The organism is Pseudomonas sp. CCOS 191 (assembly GCF_001007005.1).
GTDB lineage: Bacteria > Pseudomonadota > Gammaproteobacteria > Pseudomonadales > Pseudomonadaceae > Aquipseudomonas > Aquipseudomonas soli.
Genome location: NZ_LN847264.1, coordinates 2,692,316 through 2,717,286 on the forward strand (window position 1 = coordinate 2,692,316; position 24,971 = coordinate 2,717,286).

Annotated in this window: 2 protein-coding genes (1 of these 2 cut by a window edge); both read left to right on the forward strand. The window is 69.7% G+C overall.

From position 1 onward, the window contains the following. Nucleotides 1-10,394, forward strand: partial view of a non-ribosomal peptide synthetase gene (locus CCOS191_RS28535; RefSeq protein WP_046855419.1) — the 3' end only. 15,052 nt of this gene lie to the left of the window's left edge; 10,394 of the gene's 25,446 nt are visible here — the last part of the coding sequence; its start codon lies beyond the left edge, outside the window; the stop codon is at nt 10,392-10,394. After that, nucleotides 10,391-24,925: a non-ribosomal peptide synthetase gene (locus tag CCOS191_RS12145; protein WP_046855420.1), complete on the forward strand. Its 14,535-nt coding sequence runs from the start codon at nt 10,391-10,393 to the stop codon at nt 24,923-24,925. Before CCOS191_RS28535 ends, CCOS191_RS12145 begins: the two co-directional genes overlap by 4 nt. Nucleotides 24,926-24,971: the final 46 nt, after the last annotated feature.

Consider the following 24,971-nt stretch of genomic DNA (forward strand, 5'->3'; position numbering starts at 1 on the left):
AAGCCTTGCCGGGTAGCCTGGTGCGGCGCTTCCAGGCACAGCTGCCGACGGTCGAGCTGCACAACCTTTACGGCCCGACCGAAGCGGCGGTGGACGTCAGCGCTTGGCACTGTGTGACGGCGCCGGACAATACGCCGATCGGCAAGCCGATCGCCAATACCACGCTGTACGTGCTCGATGCCCACGGCCAGCCCGTGCCGCGGGGCGTGGCCGGCGAGCTGTACATCGGCGGCGTGCAGGTGGCGCGTGGCTACCTCAACCGCGAGCAACTGACGGCCGAACGCTTCCTTGACGATCCGTTCGCCAGCCAGGCCGGTGGTCGCCTGTACCGCACGGGCGACCTGGCCCGGCATCTGCCCGACGGCAACCTGGAGTACCTGGGGCGCAACGACGACCAGGTGAAGCTGCGCGGCCTGCGCATCGAACTAGGCGAGATCCAGGCCTGCCTGACCCGCGTCGAAGGGGTCAAGGAGGCGGTGGTACTGGCCCGCGAGCAGCGCCTGCTGGCCTACTACACCGGTGCCCGGCAGGCGCCGGAGGCTTTGCGCGCGGCACTGCTCGGCCAATTGCCGGAGTTCATGGTGCCAGCCTCGTTCACCTACCTCGAGGCGCTGCCGCTGAGCCCCAACGGCAAGCTGGACCGCAAGGCGCTGCCGCAGCCAGAGGCGACGCAGCAGGTCTACGAGGCGCCGCAAGGCGGGGTCGAGACGCTGTTGGCGCAACTCTGGCGTGAGTTGCTGGGTGTCGAACAGGTCGGTCGCCACGACAACTTCTTCGAGCTCGGCGGCCATTCGCTGCTGGCCGTGACCCTGACCGCGCGCATGCGCCAGGCGGGCCTCGCGGCGGATGTGCGGGTGCTGTTCGGCCAGCCGACCCTGGCGGCGCTGGCGGCGGCTGTGGGCGGCGAAGTGATGGTGGAGGTGCCGGCCAATCGCATCCCGGCCGACTGCCAGCGCATCACCGTCGATATGCTGCCACTGGCGAAACTGGACCAGGCGGCGCTCGACCAGGTCGTGCGGCAGATCCCCGGCGGCGCGGCGAATGTCCAGGACCTCTATGCCCTGGCGCCGTTGCAGCAGGGCATTCTCTACCACCACCTGGCCAGCGCCGAGGTCGACCCCTATGTGCTGCAACTGGGCTTCGCCTTCGCCGGCCAGGCCGAGCTGGACGCCTTCGTCGCCGCGCTGAACCAGGTCATTGCCCGTCACGACATCCTGCGCACCAGCGTGCACTGGCAGGGGCTCGATGAGGCCGTGCAGGTGGTCTGGCGCGAAGCGCGCCTGGACATCCGGCCGGCACTGGACAGCGTGCGCCTGGACCTGGGGCGCGCACCCCTGATGCACCTGAGCAGCAGTGTGGAGCAGGGTCGCCTGCAGGCGACCCTGCTGCTGCACCATATCCTCCTCGACCACGCCGCCATGGAGCTGCTGGTGGCGGAGGTCGGCGATGTGCTGCTGGGCCGCGAGCCTCAGGGCGACAGCGTGCCGTACCGCAACTATGTGGCTCATGCGCGACTGCGCGACGACAGTCAGGCGCAGGAGGCGATGTTCCGCCAACTGCTGGGCGATATCGATGCGCCGACCGAGGTTTTCGGCCTGCGTGACGCGCTGGGCGATGGCAGTCATGTGCTCGACCATCGCCAGTACCTGGACGACAGCCTGGCGCAACGCTTGCGCGGTCAGGCGCGGGCGCTGGGGATCAGTGTCGCCAGCCTGGTGCACCAGGCCTGGGGGCAGGTGCTGGCGCAGTTGTCCGGCCGTGAGGAGGTGGTGTTCGGCACCGTGCTGCTCGGCCGCCTGCAAGGCGGCGAGGGTGCCGAACGGGCGCTGGGCATGTTCATCAACACCCTGCCGTTGCGGGTCAGCGTGGGCGACATGGACGTGGTCGCAGGCGTGCGCCTGACCCACCAGCGCCTGGCGCGCCTGCTGGCCCATGAACAGGCCTCCCTGGCCCTGGCCCAGCGCTGCAGCGGCGTTCCGGCCTCACAGGCACTGTTCACCAGCCTGCTGAACTACCGCCACAGCGCGGCTGGCGGCACGGAGCAGGCCCAGGCCTGGCAGGGGATCGAACTGCTGGCCGCCCATGAGCGCAGCAACTACCCGCTGGTGGTCAGCGTCGACGACCTGGGGGATGGCTTCGCCCTGACCGTGCAAGCGGTGTCGGCCGTGGACGGCGGCTTGGTCTGCCAGCTGTTGCAGGAGGCCCTGGCCCGCTTGGTCGAAGCATTGGCGCATACGCCGGCAACGCCACTGAGCCGGCTGCATGGCTTGCCGGCAGCCGAGCGCGAGCGGGTGTTGCGCCAATTCAACGCCACCGGGCGCGACTACCCGCGTGATCTGCCCGTGCATGTGTTGTTCGAGGCGCAGGCCAAGGCCAGCCCGGATGCGCTGGCGGTGGCCCATGGCACAAGGCGCTGGAGTTACCAGGCCCTCGACCGGCAGGCCAATCGGCTGGCCGGGTATCTGCTGGAACTGGGCGTGCATGCCGGTGATTGCGTGGCCTTGTTGCTGCCACGCTCCTTCGACCTGTTGGCGGCGCAACTGGCGGTGAGCAAGTGCGCGGCAGTGTACGTGCCGCTGGACGGCAATGCCCCGGCCGAGCGCCAAGCGTTCATGGTCGGTGACAGCGGGGCGGCGTTGCTGCTGACCCACAGCGATCAGCCCGAAGTGGCGGGGGCGCGCCGGGTCGAACTCGACCGGCTCGACCTGAGCGACTATGCCGATGCGCCGCTAGGGCTGGAGGTGGATGCCGACAGTGCGGCGTACATCATGTACACCTCCGGCTCCACCGGCACACCGAAGGGCGTGCAGGTGCCGCACCGGGCCATCGTGCGCCTGGTGGTCAACAACGGCTTTGCCAACTTCGATAGCCAGGACCGGGTGGCCTTCGCCTCCAACCCGGCGTTCGACGCCAGCACCCTGGAAGTCTGGGCGCCGCTGCTCAACGGCGGCGCGGTGGTGGTGATCGACCAGGATCAGGTGCTGTCGCGCCAGGGCCTGCGCGAGGTGCTGCTGGAGCAGGGCGTCACCGTGCTGTGGCTGACCGCCGGCCTGTTCCACCAGTTCGCCGATGACTTGCTGCCGGCGTTGCGCAAACTCCGCTACCTGATGGTCGGCGGCGATGTGCTGGACCCGGCGGTGATCGCCCGGGTACTGCGTGACGGCGCGCCGCAACACCTGCTCAATGGCTACGGCCCGACCGAGGCCACCACCTTCAGCACCACCCACGAAATCACCGAGGTGGGCGAGGGCAGCATCCCGATTGGCAAACCGATCGGCAACAGCCGCTGCTACGTGCTCGATGCCCGCCAGCAACTGCTGCCGGTGGGGGCGCTGGGCGAGTTGTACATCGCCGGCGACGGCGTGGCCCTGGGTTACCTGGGTCAGCCAGAGCTGACGGCCGAGCGCTTCCTGCCCGATCCGTTCAACGGCGGCACCATGTACCGCAGTGGCGACCTGGTCAGTTGGCAGGCCGACGGCACCCTGCGTTACCTGGGCCGTGCCGACCAGCAGATCAAGCTGCGCGGTTTCCGCATCGAACTGGGCGAAATCGAGGCGCGCCTGGGCGAATGCCCGGGCGTGCGCGACGCGGCGGTGATCGTGCGTGAGGACGCGCCGGGAGACAAACGCCTGGTGGCGTACTTCACCGGTGACGTTGCGGCGATCGGCGAACTGCACGAGCGTCTGCAAGGCGTGCTGCCGGACTACATGCTGCCGTCGGCTTATGTACGTCTGGATGCGCTGCCCCTGACGGCCAACGGCAAACTCGACCGTCGTGCGCTGCCGCAGCCAGGCAGCGAGGCCGTGGTCAGCCGCGCCTTCGAGGCGCCGCAGGGCGAGGTGGAGACGGCACTGGCCGCGATCTGGGCCGAGGTGCTCAAGGTCGAGCAGGTCGGTCGCCATGATCACTTCTTCGAACTGGGCGGCCACTCGCTGCTGGCGGTGAGCCTGGTCGAGCGCATGCGCAAGGCCGGGCTGGCTGCCGACGTGCGCGTGCTGTTCGCGCAGCCGACCCTGGCCGCGCTGGCGGCGGCGGTGGGTTCTGGACGAGAGGTGGCCGTACCCGAGAACCGCGTCCCTCACGATGCGACCCGGATCACGCCAGAGATGCTCAGCCTGATCGAACTGGACCAGGCCAGCATCGACCGCATCGTCGCCGGCGTGCCGGGCGGCGCCGCCAACGTGCAGGAAATCTACCCGCTGGCGCCGTTGCAGGAAGGCATCCTCTATCACCACCTGAGCGCGGAGCAGGGTGACCCCTATCTGCTGCAGACCCGCCTGGCCTTCGACAGCCTGGAACGGCTGCAAGCCTGTGCCGGTGCCTTGCAGCAGGTCATCGACCGCCACGATATCCTGCGCACTTCGGTGGTCTGGGAAGGTTTGGCGGAGCCGGTGCAGGTGGTCTGGCGCCAAGCCCGCCTGGACGTGCACGAAGTCACTGGGCTGGGCGAGGAGGCGGTGATCGAGCGCCTGCACGATCATTTCGACGCACGCTCGCAGCGCCTGGACCTGACCCAGGCGCCACTGCTGCGCCTGACCTACGCCATGGACCCAGCCGGGCAGCGCGTGGTCGCGGTGCTGCACTTCCATCACCTGGCCCTGGACCACACGGCGATGGAGGTCATTGTCCATGAAATGCAGGCGTTGCTGTCCGGGCGCCAGCACCTGCTGAGCGCACCCGTGCCGTACCGCACCTACGTGGCCCAGGTGCGCCTGGGCGCCGCCGAGGCGGGGCACGAGGCGTTCTTCCGTGGCATGCTCGGTGATGTCGAGGAGCCGATCCTGCCCATGGGCCTGGCCGATGTACAGGGCGACGGGCGTGATATCGAGGGAGCCCGCCTGCCACTGGACCTGGCCTTGTCGCGCCGGGTGCGCGAACAGGCGCGGGCGCAGGGTGTCAGCGCCGCGAGCCTGATGCACCTGGCCTGGGCCCGGGTGGTGGGCGTGCTGGCGGGGCGTCACGACGTGGTGTTCGGCACCGTGCTGATGGGCCGCCTGCAGGGCGGCGAGGGCGCCGACCGTGCGTTGGGCGTGTTCATCAATACCTTGCCGTTGCGCATCGACACGGCCAAGGCGACCAGTGACGCGGTACGGCTCACCCACCAGCGGCTGTCGGCGCTGCTTGGCCACGAACATGCATCACTGGCGCTGGCCCAGCGTTGCAGTGGGGTGGCGGCTTCGTCGCCACTGTTTAGCGCCTTGCTCAACTACCGTCACAGCCCGGTTGATGTCGCCGCAGCAGCTGGCGACAGCTTCCAGGGTATGCACCAGTTGGGCGGCGAGGAACGCAGCAACTACCCACTTACCCTGAGCGTGGACGACCACGGCGAAGGCTTCACCCTGAGCGTGCTGGCCCTGTTGGGGATCGGCGCCGAGCGGGTCGCGGGCTGGATGAACGCGGCTGTGGCCGGGCTGATCCTGGCGTTGGAGCAAGGTGGCGCGGTGCAGGTCGACACATTGCCCATCCTCGATCACACAGCGCAGGTCCAAGTGCTCGAAGGCTTCAATGCCACGGCTGTAAGCTACCCGCAAGGGCACACCGTGCATGGGCTGGTCGAGGCCCAGGCACCCGAGGCGTTGGCCGTGGTGCAGGGCGAGCAGCGCCTGGGCTATGGCGAACTGAACCAGCGCGCCAACCGCCTGGCTCATCACCTGATCGAGCGTGGCGTGATGCTGGGCGACCGCGTGGCACTGTGCCTGGAGCGTGGCCCGCAACGGCTGGTGGCGATGCTCGCCGTGCTCAAGGCCGGCGCGGCCTATGTGCCGGTCGATCCGGGCTATCCGGCGGAGCGTATTGCCTATCTGCTCAGTGACAGTACGCCGACGCTGGTGCTGGTCGAATCGAGCACTGAGTCGCTGGTGGGCGAGGTGGCCAAGGTCGCACTGTACAGCGATGAGTGGCTGGACCAAGCCGATGACAATCCGGTTGTTCAGGGCCTGGACGAGAATCAACTGGCCTATGTGATCTACACCTCCGGTTCCACCGGCCAACCCAAGGGGGTGATGGTCGAGCACAGTACCCTGGCCAACCTGGTCCACTGGCATTGCCAGGCCTTCGACCTGGGCGCCGGCAGCCACACCTCCAGCGTCGCCGGCTTCGGCTTCGACGCCATGGCCTGGGAGGCCTGGCCGGCGCTGTGCGCCGGGGCGGTGCTGCACCTGCCGCCGGTGCAGATTGGCGGCGAGCACGTGGACGAACTGCTCGACTGGTGGCTGGAGCAGCCGCTGGATGTCAGCTTCCTGCCGACCCCGGTGGCCGAGCAGGCGCTGCGCCGCGAACGCCAGCACCCGACCCTGCGCACCTTGCTGGTGGGCGGCGACCGTTTGCGCCAGTTCGACCGCGATCCGGGCTTCGTGCTGGTCAACAACTACGGCCCGACCGAGACCACGGTGGTCGCGACGTCCGGTCAACTTCAGCCGGGTGGCGCGCTGCATATCGGCAAGCCGACCGCCAACACCCGTGTCTATGTGCTGGATGCGCAGCTCCAACCGGTGCCGGTCGGCGTGACCGGCGAGCTGTACATCGGTGGAGCGCAGGTCGCTCGTGGCTACTTCAACCGCCCCGACCTTACCGCCGAGCGTTTCCTCGACGACCCGTTCGCCGCTGGCCGGATGTACCGCACCGGCGACCTGGTGCGCTGGAACGCCGACGGTACCCTGGACTACCAGGGGCGCAACGACGACCAGGTGAAGATCCGCGGCGTGCGGGTCGAACTGGGCGAGATCGAGGCCGCGCTCAAGGCCCAGCCGGGCATCGCCGATGCCGTGGTGCTGGTGCGCGACGAGCGCCTGCTGGCGTGGTTTACCGAAGCGGCAACGGTCGATATCGAGCGCCTGCGCGAGGGCTTGCAGGCCAGCCTGCCGGCGCATCTGCTGCCGCAAGCCTTGGTGCGCCTGGACGCGCTGCCACTGACCAGCCACGGCAAGCTGGATCGCAAGGCGCTGCCGGATCCCGATCCCTCGGCCCTGGTTCGCCAAGCCTATGTCGCGCCGAGCGGTGCTTCCGAGATGGCAATAGCCGCGATCTGGGCCGAAGTGCTGGGTATCGAGCAGGTTGGTCGCCACGACAACTTCTTCGAACTCGGCGGCCACTCGCTGCTGGCGGTGAGCCTCACCGCGCGCCTGCGCCAGGCCGGCCTGCAGGCCGACGTGCGCACCCTGTTCGGCCAGCCGACGGTGGCGGCGCTGGCGGCGACCCTGGGCCAGGGCCGTCAGGTCGAGGTCCCGGCCAACCGGATTCCGGCCGGCTGCACCCGGATCACCCCGGACATGCTGCCTCTGGTGGAGCTGGAACCTGCCGCCATCGAACGCATCGTCGCCACGGTGCCGGGCGGCGCGGCCAACGTGCAGGACATCTACCCGCTGGCGCCGTTGCAGGAAGGCATCCTCTATCACCACCTCAGCTCGCCGGAGCACGACCCCTACGTGCTGGCCTCGCGCATGGCGTTCGCCAGCCAAGAACGCCTGCACGCCTTCGTCGATGCCCTGGGCAAGGTGATCGCCCGCCACGACGTGCTGCGCACCTCGGTACTGTGGGACGGCCTACCGCAGGCGGTGCAGGTGGTGTGGCGCCAGGCCGCTCTGGCGGTCTTCGAGGTGGCGGATGAAGCCGCGGTGCCGCACGCCCTGGCCCTGGAACAGGCCCCGTTGGTGCGTCTGTACCACTGGCCGGACCCGCAAGGTCCAGGGTTGCTGGCCGCGTTGCAGTTCCACCATATCGTCCTCGACCATACCGCCCTGGATGTACTGGGCCGCGAGCTGGTCGGTTACCTGCAGGGCGCGGCGGTGCCCGCCGAGCAGGGCGCGCCGTACCGCAACTACGTGGCCCAGGCGCGCCTGGGCGTCAGCCAGGCCGAGCACGAGGCGTTCTTCCGCGAGCAACTGGGCGATATCGACGAGCCGACCTTGCCTTACGGCCTGGCCGACGTGCAGGTCGATGGCCAGGCTATCGAGGAGGCCCAGCTGTGGCTGGACGAGACCCTGTGCGCAGACCTGCGGCAACAGGCCCGGCAGTTGGGCGTCAGCGTCGCCAGCCTGTTCCACCTGGCCTACGGCCGTCTGCTGACCGCTACCAGCGGCCGCGACAGCGTGGTGTTCGGCACCGTGCTGCTGGGCCGGCTGGAAGCTGGCGAAGGCGCCGAACAGGCCTTGGGCATGTTCATCAACACCTTGCCGCTGCGCCTGGACCTGCAGGCCGCGACCCTGCAGGAAGCGGTGCATCAGACCCAACAGCGCCTCAGCGCCTTGCTCGCCCACGAACATGCTTCGCTGGCCCTGGCCCAGCGCTGCAGCGGCGTGCCGGCGCCGGCGCCACTGTTCAGCGCGATGCTCAACTACCGTCACGGCAGCCAGGCGGACGAGGCCCAGCGCTTGGCGCTGCAGGGTATCGAGACCCTGCAAAGCAACGAGCGCAGCAACTATCCGCTGAGCCTGAGCGTGGACGACATCGGTGCAAGCTTCCGTCTGGTAGCCCTGGCCCCGGCGGCGGTCGGCGCCGCGCGGGTCTGCGAGCAGCTGCAGCAGGTGCTGCAGGCCATGGTCGAAGCGCTGCCACGCGAGCCACGCCAGGCGTTGCTACAACTGCCGGTGCTGTCGCTCGATGAGCGCCGTCAGCTACTGCACGACTGCAACCGTACGGCGCGGCCTCACGACCTGACCCAGACCCTCCAGGCGCTGTTCGAGGCCCAGGCCCTGCGTACGCCCGAGGCCGTGGCCATCTGCGCGGAGCAGGGTGAGCTGAGTTATATCCAGCTCAATGCCGAGGCCAACCGCCTGGCCCATCACCTGATCGCACTGGGCGTGCAGCCCGACGACCGGGTGGCGATCTGCGTCGAGCGCGGCCTGCCGCTGCTGGTCGGCCTGCTGGCGATCCTCAAGGCCGGTGGCGCCTATGTGCCGCTCGACCCGGACTATCCGGCCGAGCGCCTCGGCCACATGCTCGCCGACAGCCAGCCGCGGGCATTGCTGGTGCAACAGGCCACCCGGGCCCTGGTGGGTTCGTCGGCGACGTTGGTCGACCTCGATCAGCCGACTTGGGGCGACCTGCCGGACAGCAATCCGCAGGTGCCTGGCCTGACCTCGCAGCACCTGGCCTATGTGATCTACACCTCCGGCTCTACTGGCGTGCCCAAGGGGGTGATGGTCGAGCACCGCAACGTGGTCAACCTGGTGCACTGGAGCGCCGGGCTGTTCCCGAGCGAAGGCGCGGTGCTGCACAAGACCCCGGTGAGCTTCGACGCTTCGGTGTGGGAGCTGTTCTGGCCGCTGTGCAGCGGGTTGCGCCTGGTGCTGGCGCGCCCGGATGGCCAGCGCGATCCGCAGTACCTGGTGGAGCTGATCGAACGGCAGCAGGTGAACGTAGTGCAGTTCGTGCCGGCCTTGCTGCAGCAGTTCCTCGACGAGAACGCCAGTGCCGCCTGCGCCAGCCTCACCGACATCGTCTGCGGTGGTGGCGAGCTCACCGAAGCCCTGGCCCGCCAGGTACGCGAGCGCTTGCCGCAGGTGCGCCTGCACAACGTCTATGGCCCCACCGAGACCACGGTGGATTGCAGCGTCTGGACCTTGGAAGCGCGAGATCCGCTGCCGGCGGGCGCATTGCCGATCGGCCGGCCGATCGACAACACCCGCTTGTACGTCCTCGACGCCCACGACCAGCCCGTGCCGTTCGGTGTGGCCGGTCAGTTGCACATCGGCGGAGCCGGGGTGACGCGGGGCTACCTGGGCTTGCCGGAGCAACAGGCCGAGCGTTTCATCGCCAGCCCGTTCGTTGACGGTGAGCGTCTGTACCGCAGCGGCGACCTGGTACGCCAGCGCCAGGACGGCGTGCTGGAGTTCCTCGGCCGCACCGACCACCAGATCAAGCTGCGCGGCCTGCGTATCGAACCGGGTGAGATCGAAGCCTGCCTCACCTGTGTAGCCGGGGTGCGCGAAGCCGTGGTGCTGGTGCACGACGCCCAGCCGGCCGGCCCGCGCCTGGTGGCCTATGTCACCGGCGACGTGCCGCCGGCCGAGGCCTTGCGCGAAGCGTTGCTCGGCCAGCTGCCGGAATACATGGTGCCCGCACTGTTCATTCCGCTGCCGGCCCTGCCGCTGACCGCCAACGGCAAGCTCGACCGCAAGGCCCTGCCGGCAGTTGACCTGCCGACCCGCGACTACGAGGCGCCAGCCGGCGACACCGAACAGCTGCTGGCGCGGATCTGGAGTGAGCTGCTGGGCGTGGAGCGGGTAGGGCGCCATGACAACTTCTTCGAACTGGGCGGCCACTCGCTGCTGGCGGTGACCCTCACCTCGCGCCTGCGCGAAGCGGGCCTGGAGGCCGACGTGCGCAGCCTGTTCGAACACCCGACGCTGGCAGGCTATGCCGCCATCACAGACAGAATGGAGATCGTCCTGTGAGCATCAACGAACTACTGGCGACACTGACCGCCAACAATGTCCAGCTGGCCCTCAAGGATGGCCAGCTGGTGGTCCAGGGCAATCGCCAGGCCTTGACCGACGCGGCCCTGGTGGCACGCTTGCGCGAGCACAAGCCGGCGCTGGTCGCCCTGCTGGAGCGCGGCGAATACGTGGCGGCGCGCCAGGGTAGCGTCGAAGTGCCGGAAAACCGCATCCCCGCCAATTGCGAGCGCATCACCTGCGCCATGCTCAGCCTGGCCGAACTCGACCAGGACAGTCTCGACCAGCTGGTCGCGGCCATCCCCGGCGGGGCGGCCAACGTGCAGGACATCTACCCGCTGGTGCCGCTGCAACAGGGCATGCTGTTCCACCACGCCAGTGCCGGCGAGCATGATCCCTATGTGATGCAGGCGCGCTTCGTGTTTGCCGACAGCAGCCGGGTCGAGGCCTTCGCCCAGGCGCTGCAAGGGGTGATCGAACGCCACGACATCCTGCGCACCTCGGTGCACTGGAAGACCCTGGAAACCCCGCTGCAGGTGGTCTGGCGCAAGGCCCGGCTGCGTGTCGTGCAACTGGCTCCCGGCGCGTTGCCCGACACCGGCTTCGACCTGACCCAGGCCCCGCTGATCCGCCTGCAGTGCCAGGCGCCGGAGCCCGGCGGGCAGGTCCACGCCACCCTGCAGTTCCACCACGTGGCCATGGACCACAGCGCCCTGGAAGTGGTGCGCCACGAGATGCTCGCCTTCCTGCTCGGCGAGAGTGCCCATCTGGGCCGGCCGGTGCCGTTTCGCAACCACGTGGCCCAGGCCCTGCTGGGCGTGAGCGAGGCCGAACACGAGGCGTTCTTCCGCGACATGCTCGGTGGTGTCGACGGGCCGACCCTGGCCTATGGCCTGGGCGATGTGCAGGGCGACGGCGCGGCGCTGAACGAGCACGCCCTGGATCTCGACCTGGCGTTGTGCCGCGACCTGCGCAGCCAGGCGCGCAGCCAGGGGGTGAGCGTCGCCAGCCTGTTCCACCTGGCCTGGGCGCGGGTGCTGGGTGGCCTGACCGGGCGCGAACAGGTGGTGTTCGGCACCGTGCTGATGGGGCGCCTGCAAGGCGCCGAGGCCACCGACCGGGCGCTGGGCATCTTCATCAATACCTTGCCGCTGCGGGTCGACCTGGATGCCGCCGACCTGGCCACGGCGATCAAGGCCACCCACCAGCGTCTGAGCACACTGATGCGCCACGAGCATGCGCCCCTGGCCCTGGCCCAGCGCTGCAGCGGCGTGGCGGCGCCGACCCCGCTGTTCAACGCCTTGCTCAACTATCGCCACAGCGCGCCCTCAGGCTCCGAGGCGGTGCGCCGGGCAGGCTGGGCAGGTATCGAGATCGTGCATGCCGCCGAGGCCACCAACTACCCGCTGACCTTGAGCGTCGACGACTTCGGCGAAGCCTTCCGCCTGACCTTGCTGGCCAGCCCAGAAGTGCCGGCGCAACGCGTCTGCGCCTATCTGCAGCAGACCCTGCGCAGCCTGCTTGCAGCCTTGAACCAGGCATCCGCGGTTGTAGTCCGCGCGTTGCCGATGCTGCCGGACGAAGAGCGCGAGCACATCCTGCAAACCTTCAACCAGACCCCTGGCGCCACGGATGCTCATGGGCCGTTGCACCAGCGTATCGAAGCCGTGGCCCAGGCCCATCCGCAGGCCCTTGCCGCCACCTGTGACGACCAGTCGCTGAGCTACCAGCAGTTGAATCAGCTCGCCAACGCCCTGGCCCATCAGCTGATCGGCCTGGGCGTGCGCCCCGACGACCGGGTGGCGGTGTTCGCCCGGCGCGGGCTGGACACCTTGGTCGGCCTGCTCGCGGTGCTCAAGGCCGGCGCCGCCTACGTGCCGGTGGACCCGGCACACCCCGACGAGCGCGTGCGCTACCTGCTGGATGACAGCGCGCCAGTGGCCGTGCTGACCCAGCAGGCGCTGCGCGGTCGCCTGGGCACGCGCGCGACGCCGGTGCTGGCACTCGACCTGCCGGACTGGCCAGCGCGCCACGACGATCCCCAGGTGAGCGGCCTGGGCCCGGCGCACCTGGCCTATGTGATCTATACCTCAGGCTCCACCGGCCAGCCCAAGGGGGTGATGGTCGAACACCGCAACCTGAACAACCTGGTGGACTGGCACTGCCGCGCGTTCGACCTGTGCCAGGGGCGCCACACCTCGAGCCTGGCCGGCTTCGGCTTCGACGCCATGGCCTGGGAAGTCTGGCCGGCGCTGTGCGCGGGGGCGACCCTGCACCTGGCCCCGTCCAGCGAAGGCCACGAAGACCTCGACGCGCTGCTGGCCTGGTGGCGCGCCCAGCCGCTGGATGTCAGTTTCCTGCCCACGCCGGTGGCCGAGTATGCCTTCAGCCACCAGCTCGAGCACCCGACCCTGCGTACCTTGCTGATCGGCGGCGATCGCCTGCGCCAGTTCAACCGCACCCAGACCTTCGCCGTGGTCAACAACTACGGCCCCACCGAGACCACCGTGGTAGCCAGCTCCGGCGTGGTGGAGGCGGGCGGCGCCCTGCACATCGGCGGCGCCGTGGACAACGCCCGCCTGTACGTGCTCGATGCGTACCTGCAGCCCGTGCCCCTGGGTGTGCCCGGCGAGCTCTACATCGGCGGCGCCGGGGTCGCCCGTGGCTACCTGGACCGCGCGCAACTGACCCGCGAACGCTTCCTCGACGACCCGTTCAGCGCGACACCCGGTGCACGCATGTACCGCACCGGCGACCTGGTGCGGTGGCTGGCCGACGGCACCCTCGATTACCTGGGCCGCAACGACGACCAGGTGAAGATTCGCGGCGTGCGCATCGAGCTGGGCGAGATCGAAAGCCGCCTGAACGGCCTCCCGGGCATCGGCGAGGCGGTGGTGGTGGCCCGCGAGGACCAGCCCGGCCAACCGCGGCTGGTGGCCTACTTCACCGCCCAGGCGGGCCTGGAGCCGGCCCAGCCTGAGCAGCTGCGCGGGCAGTTGCTGGCCCATCTGCCGGAGTACATGGTGCCGGTGGCGTATGTGTCGCTGGACGCACTGCCCCTGACCGCCAACGGCAAGCTCGACCGCCGTGCGCTGCCAGCGCCGGAACGCTCGGCCCTGTTCGAGCGTACCTACGTGGCCCCCGAGGGTGAGCTGGAATCGGCCCTGGCCCAGGTGTGGGGCGAGCTGCTGCACGTGGAGCGGGTTGGTCGGCATGACCACTTCTTCTCGCTGGGCGGGCATTCGCTGCTGGCCATGCGCATGGTTTCCCAGGTGCGCTTGCGCCTCGGCGTGGAACTGGCCCTGGCCGACCTGTTCGCCAATCCCGAGCTGGCGGCGGTGGCCCAGGTGCTGGCCGGCGCCGGGCGCAGCGAGCTGCCAGCGCTGGTCGCGGTGTCCCGTGAGCAACCCTTGCCGCTGTCGTTTGCCCAGCAGCGCCTGTGGTTCCTCGCGCAACTGGAAGGCGGCAGCCAGGCCTACAATGTGCCGCTGGCGCTGGGCCTGCGCGGCGCACTGGATGCCGATGCGCTGGAGGCCGCCTTGCTGCGCATCGTCGCACGCCATGAGAGCCTGCGCAGTCGCTTCGTGCCCTGCGGCGACAGTGCCGAGGTGATCATCGCCGCGACCCCGCAATCCGGCTGGCTGCAGCGCCGGACGCTGGCGCCGCAGGCATTGGCCGGGCACCTGCGTGACGAGGCCGCCGCGCCCTTCGACCTGACGACGGGGCCGTTGCTGCGGGCCAGCCTGCTGCGCCTGGGTGAGGGGCACCATGTGCTGCTCCTCACCGTGCACCATATCGTCGCCGATGGCTGGTCCCTCGGCGTGCTGACCCGCGAATTGAGCGCGCTGTATCCGGCGCTGCGCGAGGGCAAGGACGACCCGTTGCCGGCGCTGGCCATCCAGTACGCCGACTACGCCGTGTGGCAGCGGCGCTGGCTGGCCGGTGAGCAACTGCAACGCCAGGCCGACTATTGGCGCCAGGCACTGGACGGCGCGCCGACCTTGCTGAGCCTGCCCAGCGACCGGCCACGACCGGCGCGCCAGGATTTCAGCGGCGCCAGCTTGGCGCTGCAGCTGGATGCGCGCCTGGGGGCCGGCCTGCGGGCCCTGGCCCAACGGCACCAGGTGACCCTGTACATGGTCCTGCTCGGCGCCTGGGCCGCCACCCTGGCGCGGCTTTGCGGGCAGGCCGAGGTGGTGGTGGGCTGCCCGGTGGCCGGGCGCGGGCGCGCCGAACTGGAGCCGTTGGTCGGCCTGTTCGTCAATACCCTGGCCCTGCGTATCGATACCGCCGGCGCGCCAAGCACCGAGCGCCTGCTGGCGCAGGTCAAGGCGCGCCTGCTCGACGCCCAGGCGCACCAGGACCTTCCCTTCGAACAGGTGGTGGAGATCGCCCGGCCGGCGCGCAGCCTCGGCCATACCCCGTTGTTCCAGACCACCCTCAACTGGCTGGCCACCGAGGGCGCCGCGCCGACCCTGGCGGGGCTGCGGCTGGAAGGCGTGGAACAGGTCGGCCAGGTAGCCAAGTTCGACCTGTCGCTGAGCATGGGCGAGCAGGGCGAGGCACTGGTCGGCAGCCTCGAGTACGCCACAGCGCTGTTCGATGAAAGCACCGTGCGCCGCTTCGCCGGTTATTTCGACAGTATGCTGCGCGCCATGCTGGCCAATGACCAGGCGCCGCTGGCCGAGGTCGAACTGGTGGGCGAGGCCGAGCGCCAGCGCCTGCTGGACACCTTCAATCGCAGTGCCCTGGCGTTCCCGAACGGGCAGACCGTGCATGGCCTGGTCGAGACCCAGGCGGCACGCACACCGCAGGCACTGGCCGCCAGCCAAGGCGACATGACCCTGTCCTATGGCGAGTTGAACCAGCGCGCCAACGCCCTGGCCCATTACCTGGTCGGGCAGGGTGTCGGCCCCGACGAGCGGGTGGCGGTGGTGGCCCGCCGAGGCCTCGACACCCTGGTGGCCTTGCTGGCGGTGCTCAAGGCCGGCGGCGCCTACGTGCCGGTGGACCCGGCGCACCCGGACGAGCGGCTGCGCTATCTGCTCGAGGACAGCGCCCCGGTGGTGGTGCTGGCGCAGCAGGCATTGTTGCCGCGTCTTGCAGGACTGGGCGTGGCGGCGCAGGCACTGGACAGGCCGCACTGGCCGGAGCGTACGGACAACCCCGAGGTCCCCGGCCTGCAGGCCAGCCACCTGGCCTACGTGATCTACACCTCCGGCTCCACCGGCCAGCCCAAGGGCGTGATGGTCGAGCACCGCACCCTGGCCAACCTGGTGCACTGGCACTGCAAGGCCTTCGAGCTCGGCGCCGGGGATCACACCGCCAGTGTCGCCGGCTTCGGTTTCGACGCCATGGCCTGGGAAGTATGGCCGGCGCTGTGCGCCGGCGCGGTGCTGCACTTGCCACCGGCGCAGTTGGGCAACGAGCAGCTCGACGGTCTGCTGGCCTGGTGGCTGGAGCAACCCCTGAAGGTGGCGTTCCTGCCGACCCCGGTCGCCGAGTACGCCTTCGCCCAGGGGCTGCGCCACCCGACCCTGCGCACCTTGCTGATCGGCGGTGACCGCCTGCGTCAGTTCAACAGCGACCCCGGCTTTGTGGTGGTCAACAACTACGGCCCTACCGAGGCGACCGTGGTCGCCACCTCGGGCCTGGTGCTGCCGGGCGGCGTGCTGGACATCGGCCGGCCGATCGCCAATGCCCGCGTGTATCTGCTGGATGATGCGCGGCAGCTGGTGCCGAGCGGTGTGGCCGGCGAACTCTACGTGGGTGGCGCCGGTGTGGCGCGGGGCTACCTGAACCGCGCAGAGCTGAGCGCCGAGCGCTTCCTCGACGATCCGTTCAGCGAGGTGCCCGGCGCACGCATGTACCGCACCGGCGACCTGGCGCGCTGGAATGCCGACGGTACCCTGGACTACCTGGGCCGCAACGACGACCAGGTGAAGGTGCGCGGCCTGCGCATCGAACTGGGCGAAATCGAGGCGCAGTTGCTCGCCCTGGAGGGTGTCGCCGAAGCGCTGGTGCTGGCCCGCGAGGACCAGCCCGGGCAGCCGCGGCTGGTGGCCTACTACATTGCCGGCGCCGAGGCGCAGCCGGTGGGTACCCTGCGCGCCGCGCTGCAACAGCGCCTGCCCGCCTACATGGTGCCGGCGGCCTGGGTGCGGCTGGATGCCTGGCCGTTGACCGCCAATGGCAAGGTCGACCGCAAGGCCCTGCCGTTACCCGAGCGCGAAGCGGACAGCCAGGCCTACGAGGCCCCGGCTGGGGCCTTGGAGGTCGCCCTGGCCGAGCTGTGGGGCGAGCTCCTGCAGTTGGAACGGGTAGGCCGTCAGGACCGCTTCTTCGAATTGGGCGGCCATTCGCTGCTGGCCATGCGCATGGTCGGCCAGGTGCGCACACGGCTAGGCCTGGAGTTGTCGCTGGGCGAGCTGTTCGCCGACGACCGCCTGCTGGCGGTGGCGGCGACCTTGGCCGAGGATCGCCACGACGTGCTGCCGGCCATCGAGCCGGCGCCGCGCGGGCAGTCCCTGCCGCTGTCGTTCGCCCAGCAACGGCTGTGGTTCCTGGCGCAGATGGACGATGCCAGCGCCGCCTACCATATTCCCCTGGGCCTGGCCTTGCGCGGCCCGCTGGACCGTGCCGCCCTGGAGCGGGCGCTGGAGCGCATCGTCGAGCGCCACGAGAGCCTGCGCAGCCACTTCACCCAGGCAGGCGCCGAGGCGCGGGTGCGGGTGGCGCCCGGACGGGGCGGCTTCGCCCTGGCCTGGCATGACCTGCGCGGCGCGGCGCAGCAGTTGCCCGAGCTGATGCAGGCCGAGGCGTTGCTGCCATTCGACCTGGCGCATCAGCTGCCGGTGCGCGGCCGCCTGCTTTGTCTGGCGGCGGAGCACCATGTGCTGCTGCTGACCTTGCACCATATCGTTGCCGACGGCTGGTCGATGGGGGTGTTCACCCAGGAGCTGGCGGCGTTGTACCAGGCCTTCAGCGAAGGCCGCGACGACCCGTTGCCGACGCTGGCGATCCAGTATGGCGACTATGCCCTGTGGCAGCGTCGCTGGCTGAGCGGTGACGTCTTGCAGCGCCAGGGCGACTACTGGAGCCAGGCCCTGGCCGGCGCGCCGGTGCTGCTGACCCTGCCCACCGACCGGCCGCGACCGGCCCGTCAGGACTACCTGGGCGACCGCGTCGAAGTGCGCCTGGACCGGCGCCTGAGCGAAGACCTGCGGGCGCTGTGCCTGCGTCATGGGGGCACTCCGTTCATGCTTTTTGCCGGCGCCTGGGCGGTGCTGCTGGCGCGCCTGTCCGGCCAGGCCGAGGTGGTGATCGGCACCCCGGTGGCCAACCGCCGGCAGGCCGAGGTCGAGGGGCTGATCGGCTTGTTCGTCAACTCCCTGGCGCTGCGCATCGATACCGCCGGCAGCCCCGATGTCGGCGCGCTGCTGGCCCGGGTCAAGGCCTGCGTGAGCCAGGCCCAGGACCATCAGGACCTGCCGTTCGAACAAGTGGTGGAACGCTTGCACCCGCCGCGCAGCCTGGCCCACACACCGCTGTACCAGGTATCGCTGGCGTGGAACGGCGTGCCCGGCGAGGCCCTGCGCCTGGGTGAGTTGCAGCTGGAGGCGCTGGGCGGCGCGCAGACCTTCGCCAAGTTCGACCTGACCCTGAGCCTGGGCGAGACCGCCGATGGCTACGGTGGTGCCCTGGAGTTCGCCACCGCGCTGTTCGACCGGGCGACCATCGAGCGGCACCTGGGTTACCTGGAGCAACTGCTGTGGGCGATGGCGGGCAGCGACCAGGCCGTGCCGGCGAAGGTCGAGTTGCTCGGCGCCGCCGAGCGTCGCCAGGAACTGGTGGCCTGCAATGCCAGCGAGCGGATCGGCGGCCTGCAGCAACCGCTGCACGCGCTGTTCGAGGCGCAGGTGGCGCGTACGCCGCAGGCCATCGCGGTGCAGGCCGAGGACGGGCAACTGACCTACGCCGAACTGAATGCGGCGGCCAACCGTTTGGCCCACCGCCTGATCGAACAGGGTGTGGTCGCCGACAGCCGGGTCGCCGTGTGCCTGGCGCGGGGGCCAGGGTTGCTGGTCGGGCTGCTGGCGGTGCTCAAGGCCGGTGGTGCCTATGTGCCGCTGGATCCGGGTTACCCGGATGAGCGCCTGGCGTACATGCTCGAAGACAGCGCGCCGCTGGCGTTGCTGGTGGATGCCGCCAGCAACCGGCGCTTCAGCGACAGCCCGGTGGCGCGGCTGGACCTCGACCAGCCGGACTGGACCGAGCAGTCGCCGGACAATCCGCAGGTACCTGGCCTTGGCGCCCGCCACCTGGCCTACGTGATCTACACCTCCGGCTCGACCGGCACGCCGAAAGGGGTGATGGTCGAGCACCGCAGCCTGTGCAACCTGGTGCACTGGAGTTCGCGGCTGATCGCCCCGAGCGCCGCAGGCGCGCTGCTGCACAAGACCCCGGTGAGCTTCGATGCGTCGGTTTGGGAGCTGTTCTGGCCGTTGTGTGCCGGCCTGCGCCTGGTGCTGGCGCGCCCGGATGGCCAGCGCGACCCGGACTACCTGGCGGCGCTGATCCAGCGCCAGCGGGTCAGCGTGGTGCAGTTCGTGCCCGCGCTGCTGCAGCAGTTCCTCGCCCTGGAGGCCAGCGCGGCCTGCGACAGCCTCACCGATGTGGTCTGTGGCGGTGGCGAGCTGACTTCGGCGTTGCTGCGCCAGTTGCGCGAGCGCCTGCCGCAGGTGCGGCTGCACAACGTCTACGGCCCCACCGAGGCCACCGTCGACTGCAGCGTCTGGACCCTCGAGCCCCGGCAGCCCGTGCCCGAAGGGGCGCCACCGATCGGTCGGCCGATCGCCAACACCCGCCTGTATGTGCTCGACAGCCATGGTCTGCCGGTACCGCGGGGCGTGGTGGGCGAGCTGTACATCGGCGGCGTCGGCGTGGCGCGTGGCTATCTGGGCCTTCCGGTGCTGGAGGCCGAACGTTTCGGTGCCAGCCCGTTCGTGGTCGATGAGCGCCTGTATCGCAGCGGCGACCTGGTGCGTCGTCGCGCCGATGGCGAGCTGGAGTTCCTTGGCCGCAACGATTTCCAGGTGAAACTGCACGGTCTGCGTATCGAGCTGGGCGAGATCGAGGCCTGCCTGGCCAGCCATCCGCACGTGCGCGAAGTGGCGGTGCTGCTGCGCGGCGAGCGCCTGGTCGCCTGGTTCACGGCCGACGATGGCGCGCCGGGCGTGGCGGCATTGCGCAAGCATGCCCAGGCACGCTTGCCGGACTACATGGTGCCGTCGGCCTACGTGGCACTGCCGGCCATGCCATTGACGGCCAATGGCAAGCTCGACCGCCAGCGGCTACCCGACCCCGGTGCCGACGCGGTGCTCAGCCGTGCCTACGAGGCGCCGCAAGGCGAGGCCGAGCGCCATCTGGCGGCGCTATGGGCCGAGTTGCTCAACGTGCCGAGGGTAGGGCGCCAGGACCATTTCTTCGAGCTCGGTGGCCACTCGTTGCTGGCCGTGACCCTGATCGCCCGCTTGCGCGCCGAGGGCCTGGACGCGGACATCCGCGTGCTGTTCGCCGAACCGACCCTGGCCGCGGTGGCCGCGACCCTGGGCCAGCATGGCGGGAGCCGGGTGCCGGCCAACCGCATCGGCAGTGATTGCCGGCGCATCACGCCGGACTTGCTGCCGTTGGTGGCGCTGGAGCAGTCGCACATCGAGCGGATCGTCGACCAGGTGCCTGGCGGTGCCGCCAATGTGCAAGATATCTACCCGCTGGGGCCGTTGCAGGCAGGGATCCTCTATCACCACCTGGCCAGCGAGGGTGACGACCCCTACCTGCTGCAGGCGCGTTTCGCGGTGGCCGACCAGGCTCGGTTGGAGGCATTGCGCCAGGCGCTGGACCAGGTGATCGCCCGGCACGACATCCTGCGTTCTTCGTTGTACTGGGAAGGTCTGGCGCAGCCGGTGCAGGTGGTATGGCGCCAGGCGACGTTGCCCGTGCAGGAACTGGCCGCGGATGAGCCGATCAGCTTGCGCCTGGACCTGACCCGCGCGCCGCTGCTGCGCCTGGTGCACCGCGAGGACCCGAGCAGCGGGCGTATCACCGCCACCTTGCTGTTCCACCACCTGGTCATGGACCACGTGGCCCAGGATGTGTTGCGCGCCGAATTGCAGGCCTGCCTGCTCGGCGAGCAGCTGCGCTTGCCGCCGCCGGTGCCGTACCGCAACTACATCGCCCAGGTGCTGCAGGGAGCCGGCGAGGCCGAGCATGAGGCGTACTTCCGCGAGCAGTTGGGCGATATCGACGAGCCAACCCTGGCCTACGGTCCGCATCCGCTGGCCCACGCCGACGCCGTGGCCGAAGCCCAGCACTGGCTCGACGACGGGCTGGCGCGACGGGCCCGCGAACAGGCGCGGCTGCTGGGTGTCGGCGCGGCCAGCCTGATGCACCTGGCCTGGGGCCTGGTGCTGGGGCAGTTGTCGGGACGCGACAGCGTGGTGTTCGGCACCGTGCTGCTCGGTCGCCTGCAGGGTGGTGAAGGCATGGAGCGGGCCTTGGGCGTGTTCATCAACACCTTGCCGCTGCGCCTGGACGTGGGCCGCCTGCCGGTGCGCGAGGCGCTGCTGGACACCCATCGCCGGCTGACCGGGCTGTTGGTGCACGAGCATGCGCAACTGGCCCTGGCCCAGCGCTGCAGTGCCTTACCGCCCGGTGCGCCGCTGTTCAGCGCCTTGCTCAACTACCGCCACAGTGCCGCCGCGCTGGCCCATGACACTGCCAGTGGGCGTGCCTGGCAGGGCATCGAGCTGCTGCATGCGCAGGAACGCAGCAACTACCCGCTGGCCCTGAGCATCGACGACCTCGGGGAGCGCTTCAGCCTGACCGCGCAGTGCGCGGCGGGCCTGGACGCCCGGCGTCTGTGCGGTTACCTCGAGCAGGCTCTCGCACACCTGGTCGAGGCCCTGGTACATGATCCCGAGCAAGGCCTGGAGCGGCTGGACATCGTGCCGGCCGAGGAGCGTCGCCGATTGCTCGGATACAACGCCACGCAACGCGACTACCCCAGGTCGGTGCCCGTGCACCGCCTGTTCGAGCAACAGGTGTCGCGCCATCCATTGGCGCTGGCGGCGCTGCATGATGAGCGCCAGCTGAGTTACGCCGAGCTCAATGAGCAGGCCAACCGCCTGGCGCACTGGCTGATCGGCGAGGGGGTGGCGGCCGGCGATCATGTGGCGATCCTGCTGCCACGCTCGCTGCCTTTGCTGGTCGCGCAGTTGGCCGTGCTCAAGTGTTCGGCGATCTATGTGCCGCTGGACATCAACGCCCCGGCCGAGCGTCAGGCGTTCATGGTCCAGGACTGCCAGGCGGTGATGCTGCTGACCCTCGGCAGCCTGGCGGCGGATTGCGAGGCGCGGCGCATCGACCTGGACTGCCTGGCGCTGGACGAGCAGCCCGCGTACAACCCGGGCCTGGCCCTGGAGGCCGACTCGGTGGCCTACGTGATGTACACCTCCGGCTCCACCGGCACGCCGAAAGGCGTGCGGGTGACCCATCGCGGCATCGCCCGGCTGGTGCTGAACAACGGTTATGCCGACTTCAACGCCACGGACCGTTTCGCCTTCGTCGCCAACCCGGCGTTCGACGCCGCGACCATGGATGTCTGGGGCGGCCTGCTCAACGGCGGCCAGGTGCTGGTGATCGACCACCAGACCCTGGTCGAGCCAGCACAGTTCGCCGCCGCCCTGCGCCAGGGCGGCGCCAGCGTGATGTTCGTCACCACGGCGCTGTTCAACCAGTATGTGCAGCTGATCCCCGAAGCCCTGGCCGGGCTGCGCATCCTGCTGTGCGGCGGCGAGCGCGGCGAGCCCGCCAGCTTCCGCGCCTTGTTGGCCCGGGCGCCGCAGTTGCGCCTGGTGCACTGCTACGGGCCCACCGAGACCACCACCTTTGCCACCGCCAGCACGGTGCGGGCGCTGGTCGACGGCTGCGAGCACGTGCCCATCGGTGGCCCGATCGGCAACACCACGGCCTATGTCCTGGACGCGTATGGGCGCCTGCTGCCCGAAGGCGTGACCGGTGAGCTGTACATTGGCGGCGATGGCGTCGCCCTCGGCTACCTGAATCGTCCGCAGCTGACCGCCGAACGCTTCCTCGACGATCCGTTCGCCGCAGCTGTCGGGGCGAGGTTGTACCGCACCGGTGACCTGGCCCGCTGGCGCGAGGATGGCCAGCTGGAATGCCTGGGCCGCACCGACGACCAGGTGAAGATCCGTGGTTTCCGCATCGAGCTGGGTGAGATCGAGCAGCACCTGGCCCAGTGCCCGGGACTGGAGGAGGCCGTGGTCATGGCCTTGCGCCTGGAACAGGGGCCGTTGCGCCTGGTGGCGTGGTACACCCGTACCGACATGGACCTGGACGGCGTGGCGCTGCGCGGCTTCCTACGCGAACGGTTGCCGGAGTACATGCTGCCGGCGGCATTCGTTTTGCTCGAGGCGTTGCCGTTGACCAACAATGGCAAGGTCGACCGGCGGGCGCTGCCGCTGCCGGGCGCGCAAGACCTTGCCGTGGCGGTGTTCGAGGCGGCGGTTACGCCTGTGGAGCAGGCGTTGGCCGCGCTGTGGGCGCAGGTGCTGGAGGTCGAGCGGGTGGGGCGGCATGACAGCTTCTTCGAACTGGGCGGGCATTCGCTGTCGGCGATCCGCCTGGTGGGCGAGATGCGCCAGGCCGGCCTGCACACGACCCTGGCCCAGCTGTTCCAGCACCCGACCATTGCCGCCCTGGCGCCGCTGCTCGACGAGGTGGCGGCAGAGGATGAGGCGCAGGGCCTGGTCACGGTGCGTGCCGCCGGCAGCCAGCCTGCACTGTTCCTGATCCATGAGTTCAGTGGCCTGGACCTGTATTTCCCGGTCCTGGGGCGGCATATCGAAGGTGATTTCCCTGTCTATGGGCTGGCCGGCGTTGCCGTCGGGCAGGCGCAACTGAACACCATGGAGTGCCTGGCGGCGCGCCTGGTGCAGCAGATTCGCGCCGTGCAGCCACACGGGCCGTATCGCCTGGCCGGCTGGTCGTTCGGCGGTGTGCTGGCCTACGAGGTGGCGGCGCAATTGCTGGGCGCGGACGAGCCGGTGGCCTTCGTCGGCCTGATCGACACCTACGTGCCGCGCCTGAGCGACCAGGGCAAGGCGCGCTGGCAAGGGCCGCACCTGGTGCAAGCGCAGTTGCTGCTGCATTGCCGCGTGCACTGGCAGGCGCAGGGTGAGGCGGGGGCTATGCAACTGGCCGAGATCGAGGCGTTGCAGCCGGGCGCATTGCCCTTCGAGGCACTGCTTGCCCTCTGCCGTGAGCGACAGTTGCTGGTGCCGGGCCTGGCCCAGGCCAGCGATGGACAGTTGCGCCACTTCTTCGAGCGTCACCTCGCCCATGGCCATGCCCTGGCTCACTATCGCCTGGCGCCGTTGCCGGTGCCACTGCACCTGTTCATAGCCGAACAGCGCAGCGCCGGTATCGTCACCGACAGCCCGAGCCTGGGCTGGGCCGAGGCCTTGCCTGGGCAGGAACTGAAGTGCCTGAGCGTGCCGGGCGATCACCAGAGCATGGTGCAGGACCCGCAAGCCGCCGTGCTCGGCCAGGCCATCGCCCAGGCGATGCAGGCCGCGTCGGCGCTCGCGCCGGCGACGCACCAGCCGCTACTGGCAATCCAGAGTGGCGCGCCGGGCCATGTGCCGGTGTTCTGCGTGCCGGGGGCCGGCGACAGCGTGACCAGCTTCATCGGCCTGGCCGAGGCGCTGGGGCCGGACTGGCCGGTGCATGGCCTGCAGGCGCGCGGCCTGGCTGCGGGTGAAGTGCCCCATTGCTCGGTCGAGGTGGCTGCGGCGTGCCATGTCCAGGCCATAGAGGCGCTGTACCCCGAAGGGCCGTTGAACCTGGTCGGGCACTCGTTCGGTGGCTGGGTGGCCCATGCCATGGCGATACGCCTGCAGGCCAAGGGGCGCGAGGTGCGCTCCCTGACCCTGATCGACAGCGAGGCGCCGGGCGCGGGGGGCAGTTGCGGCAAGCCGTACACCTATACCCAGGCCCTGCAGCGGCTTATCGAGTCGTTGCAACTGTCCACCGGCAAGTCGTTGGGCATCGAGCCTTTAGCCTTCGCCGAAACCGACGATCAGGAGCAGCTGCGCCAGTTGCACGCGGCGATGGTACGGGTCGGCCTGATGCCGTCGCGCTCCTCGCCGCAGGCGCTCGAAGGCGTGGTGCGCACCTTCGCCACGGCGCTGCGCACGGTGTATCGCCCCGAGGGAGGCTTCAACGGTTTGGTGCGGCTGGTGCTGGTGGCCGATCCGAGCCTGGACGCCGCCGGCAACCAGGGCGAGCAACAGGCTATGGAAGATGGCTGGCGTGAATGGCTGCCACAGCTGGAGGTGTGGCAGGGGCCAGGCAACCATTTCAGCATCCTCAAGGTGCCGGATGTGTTCAGCCTGGCCGCCTGGTGGCATGACGGGCAGGCCCTGTATCACAGCAGGGTGAAGCAGTAACACCGTCGTGAGAGCGGGCTTGCAAAGCGATGGCGTCACCTTGGAG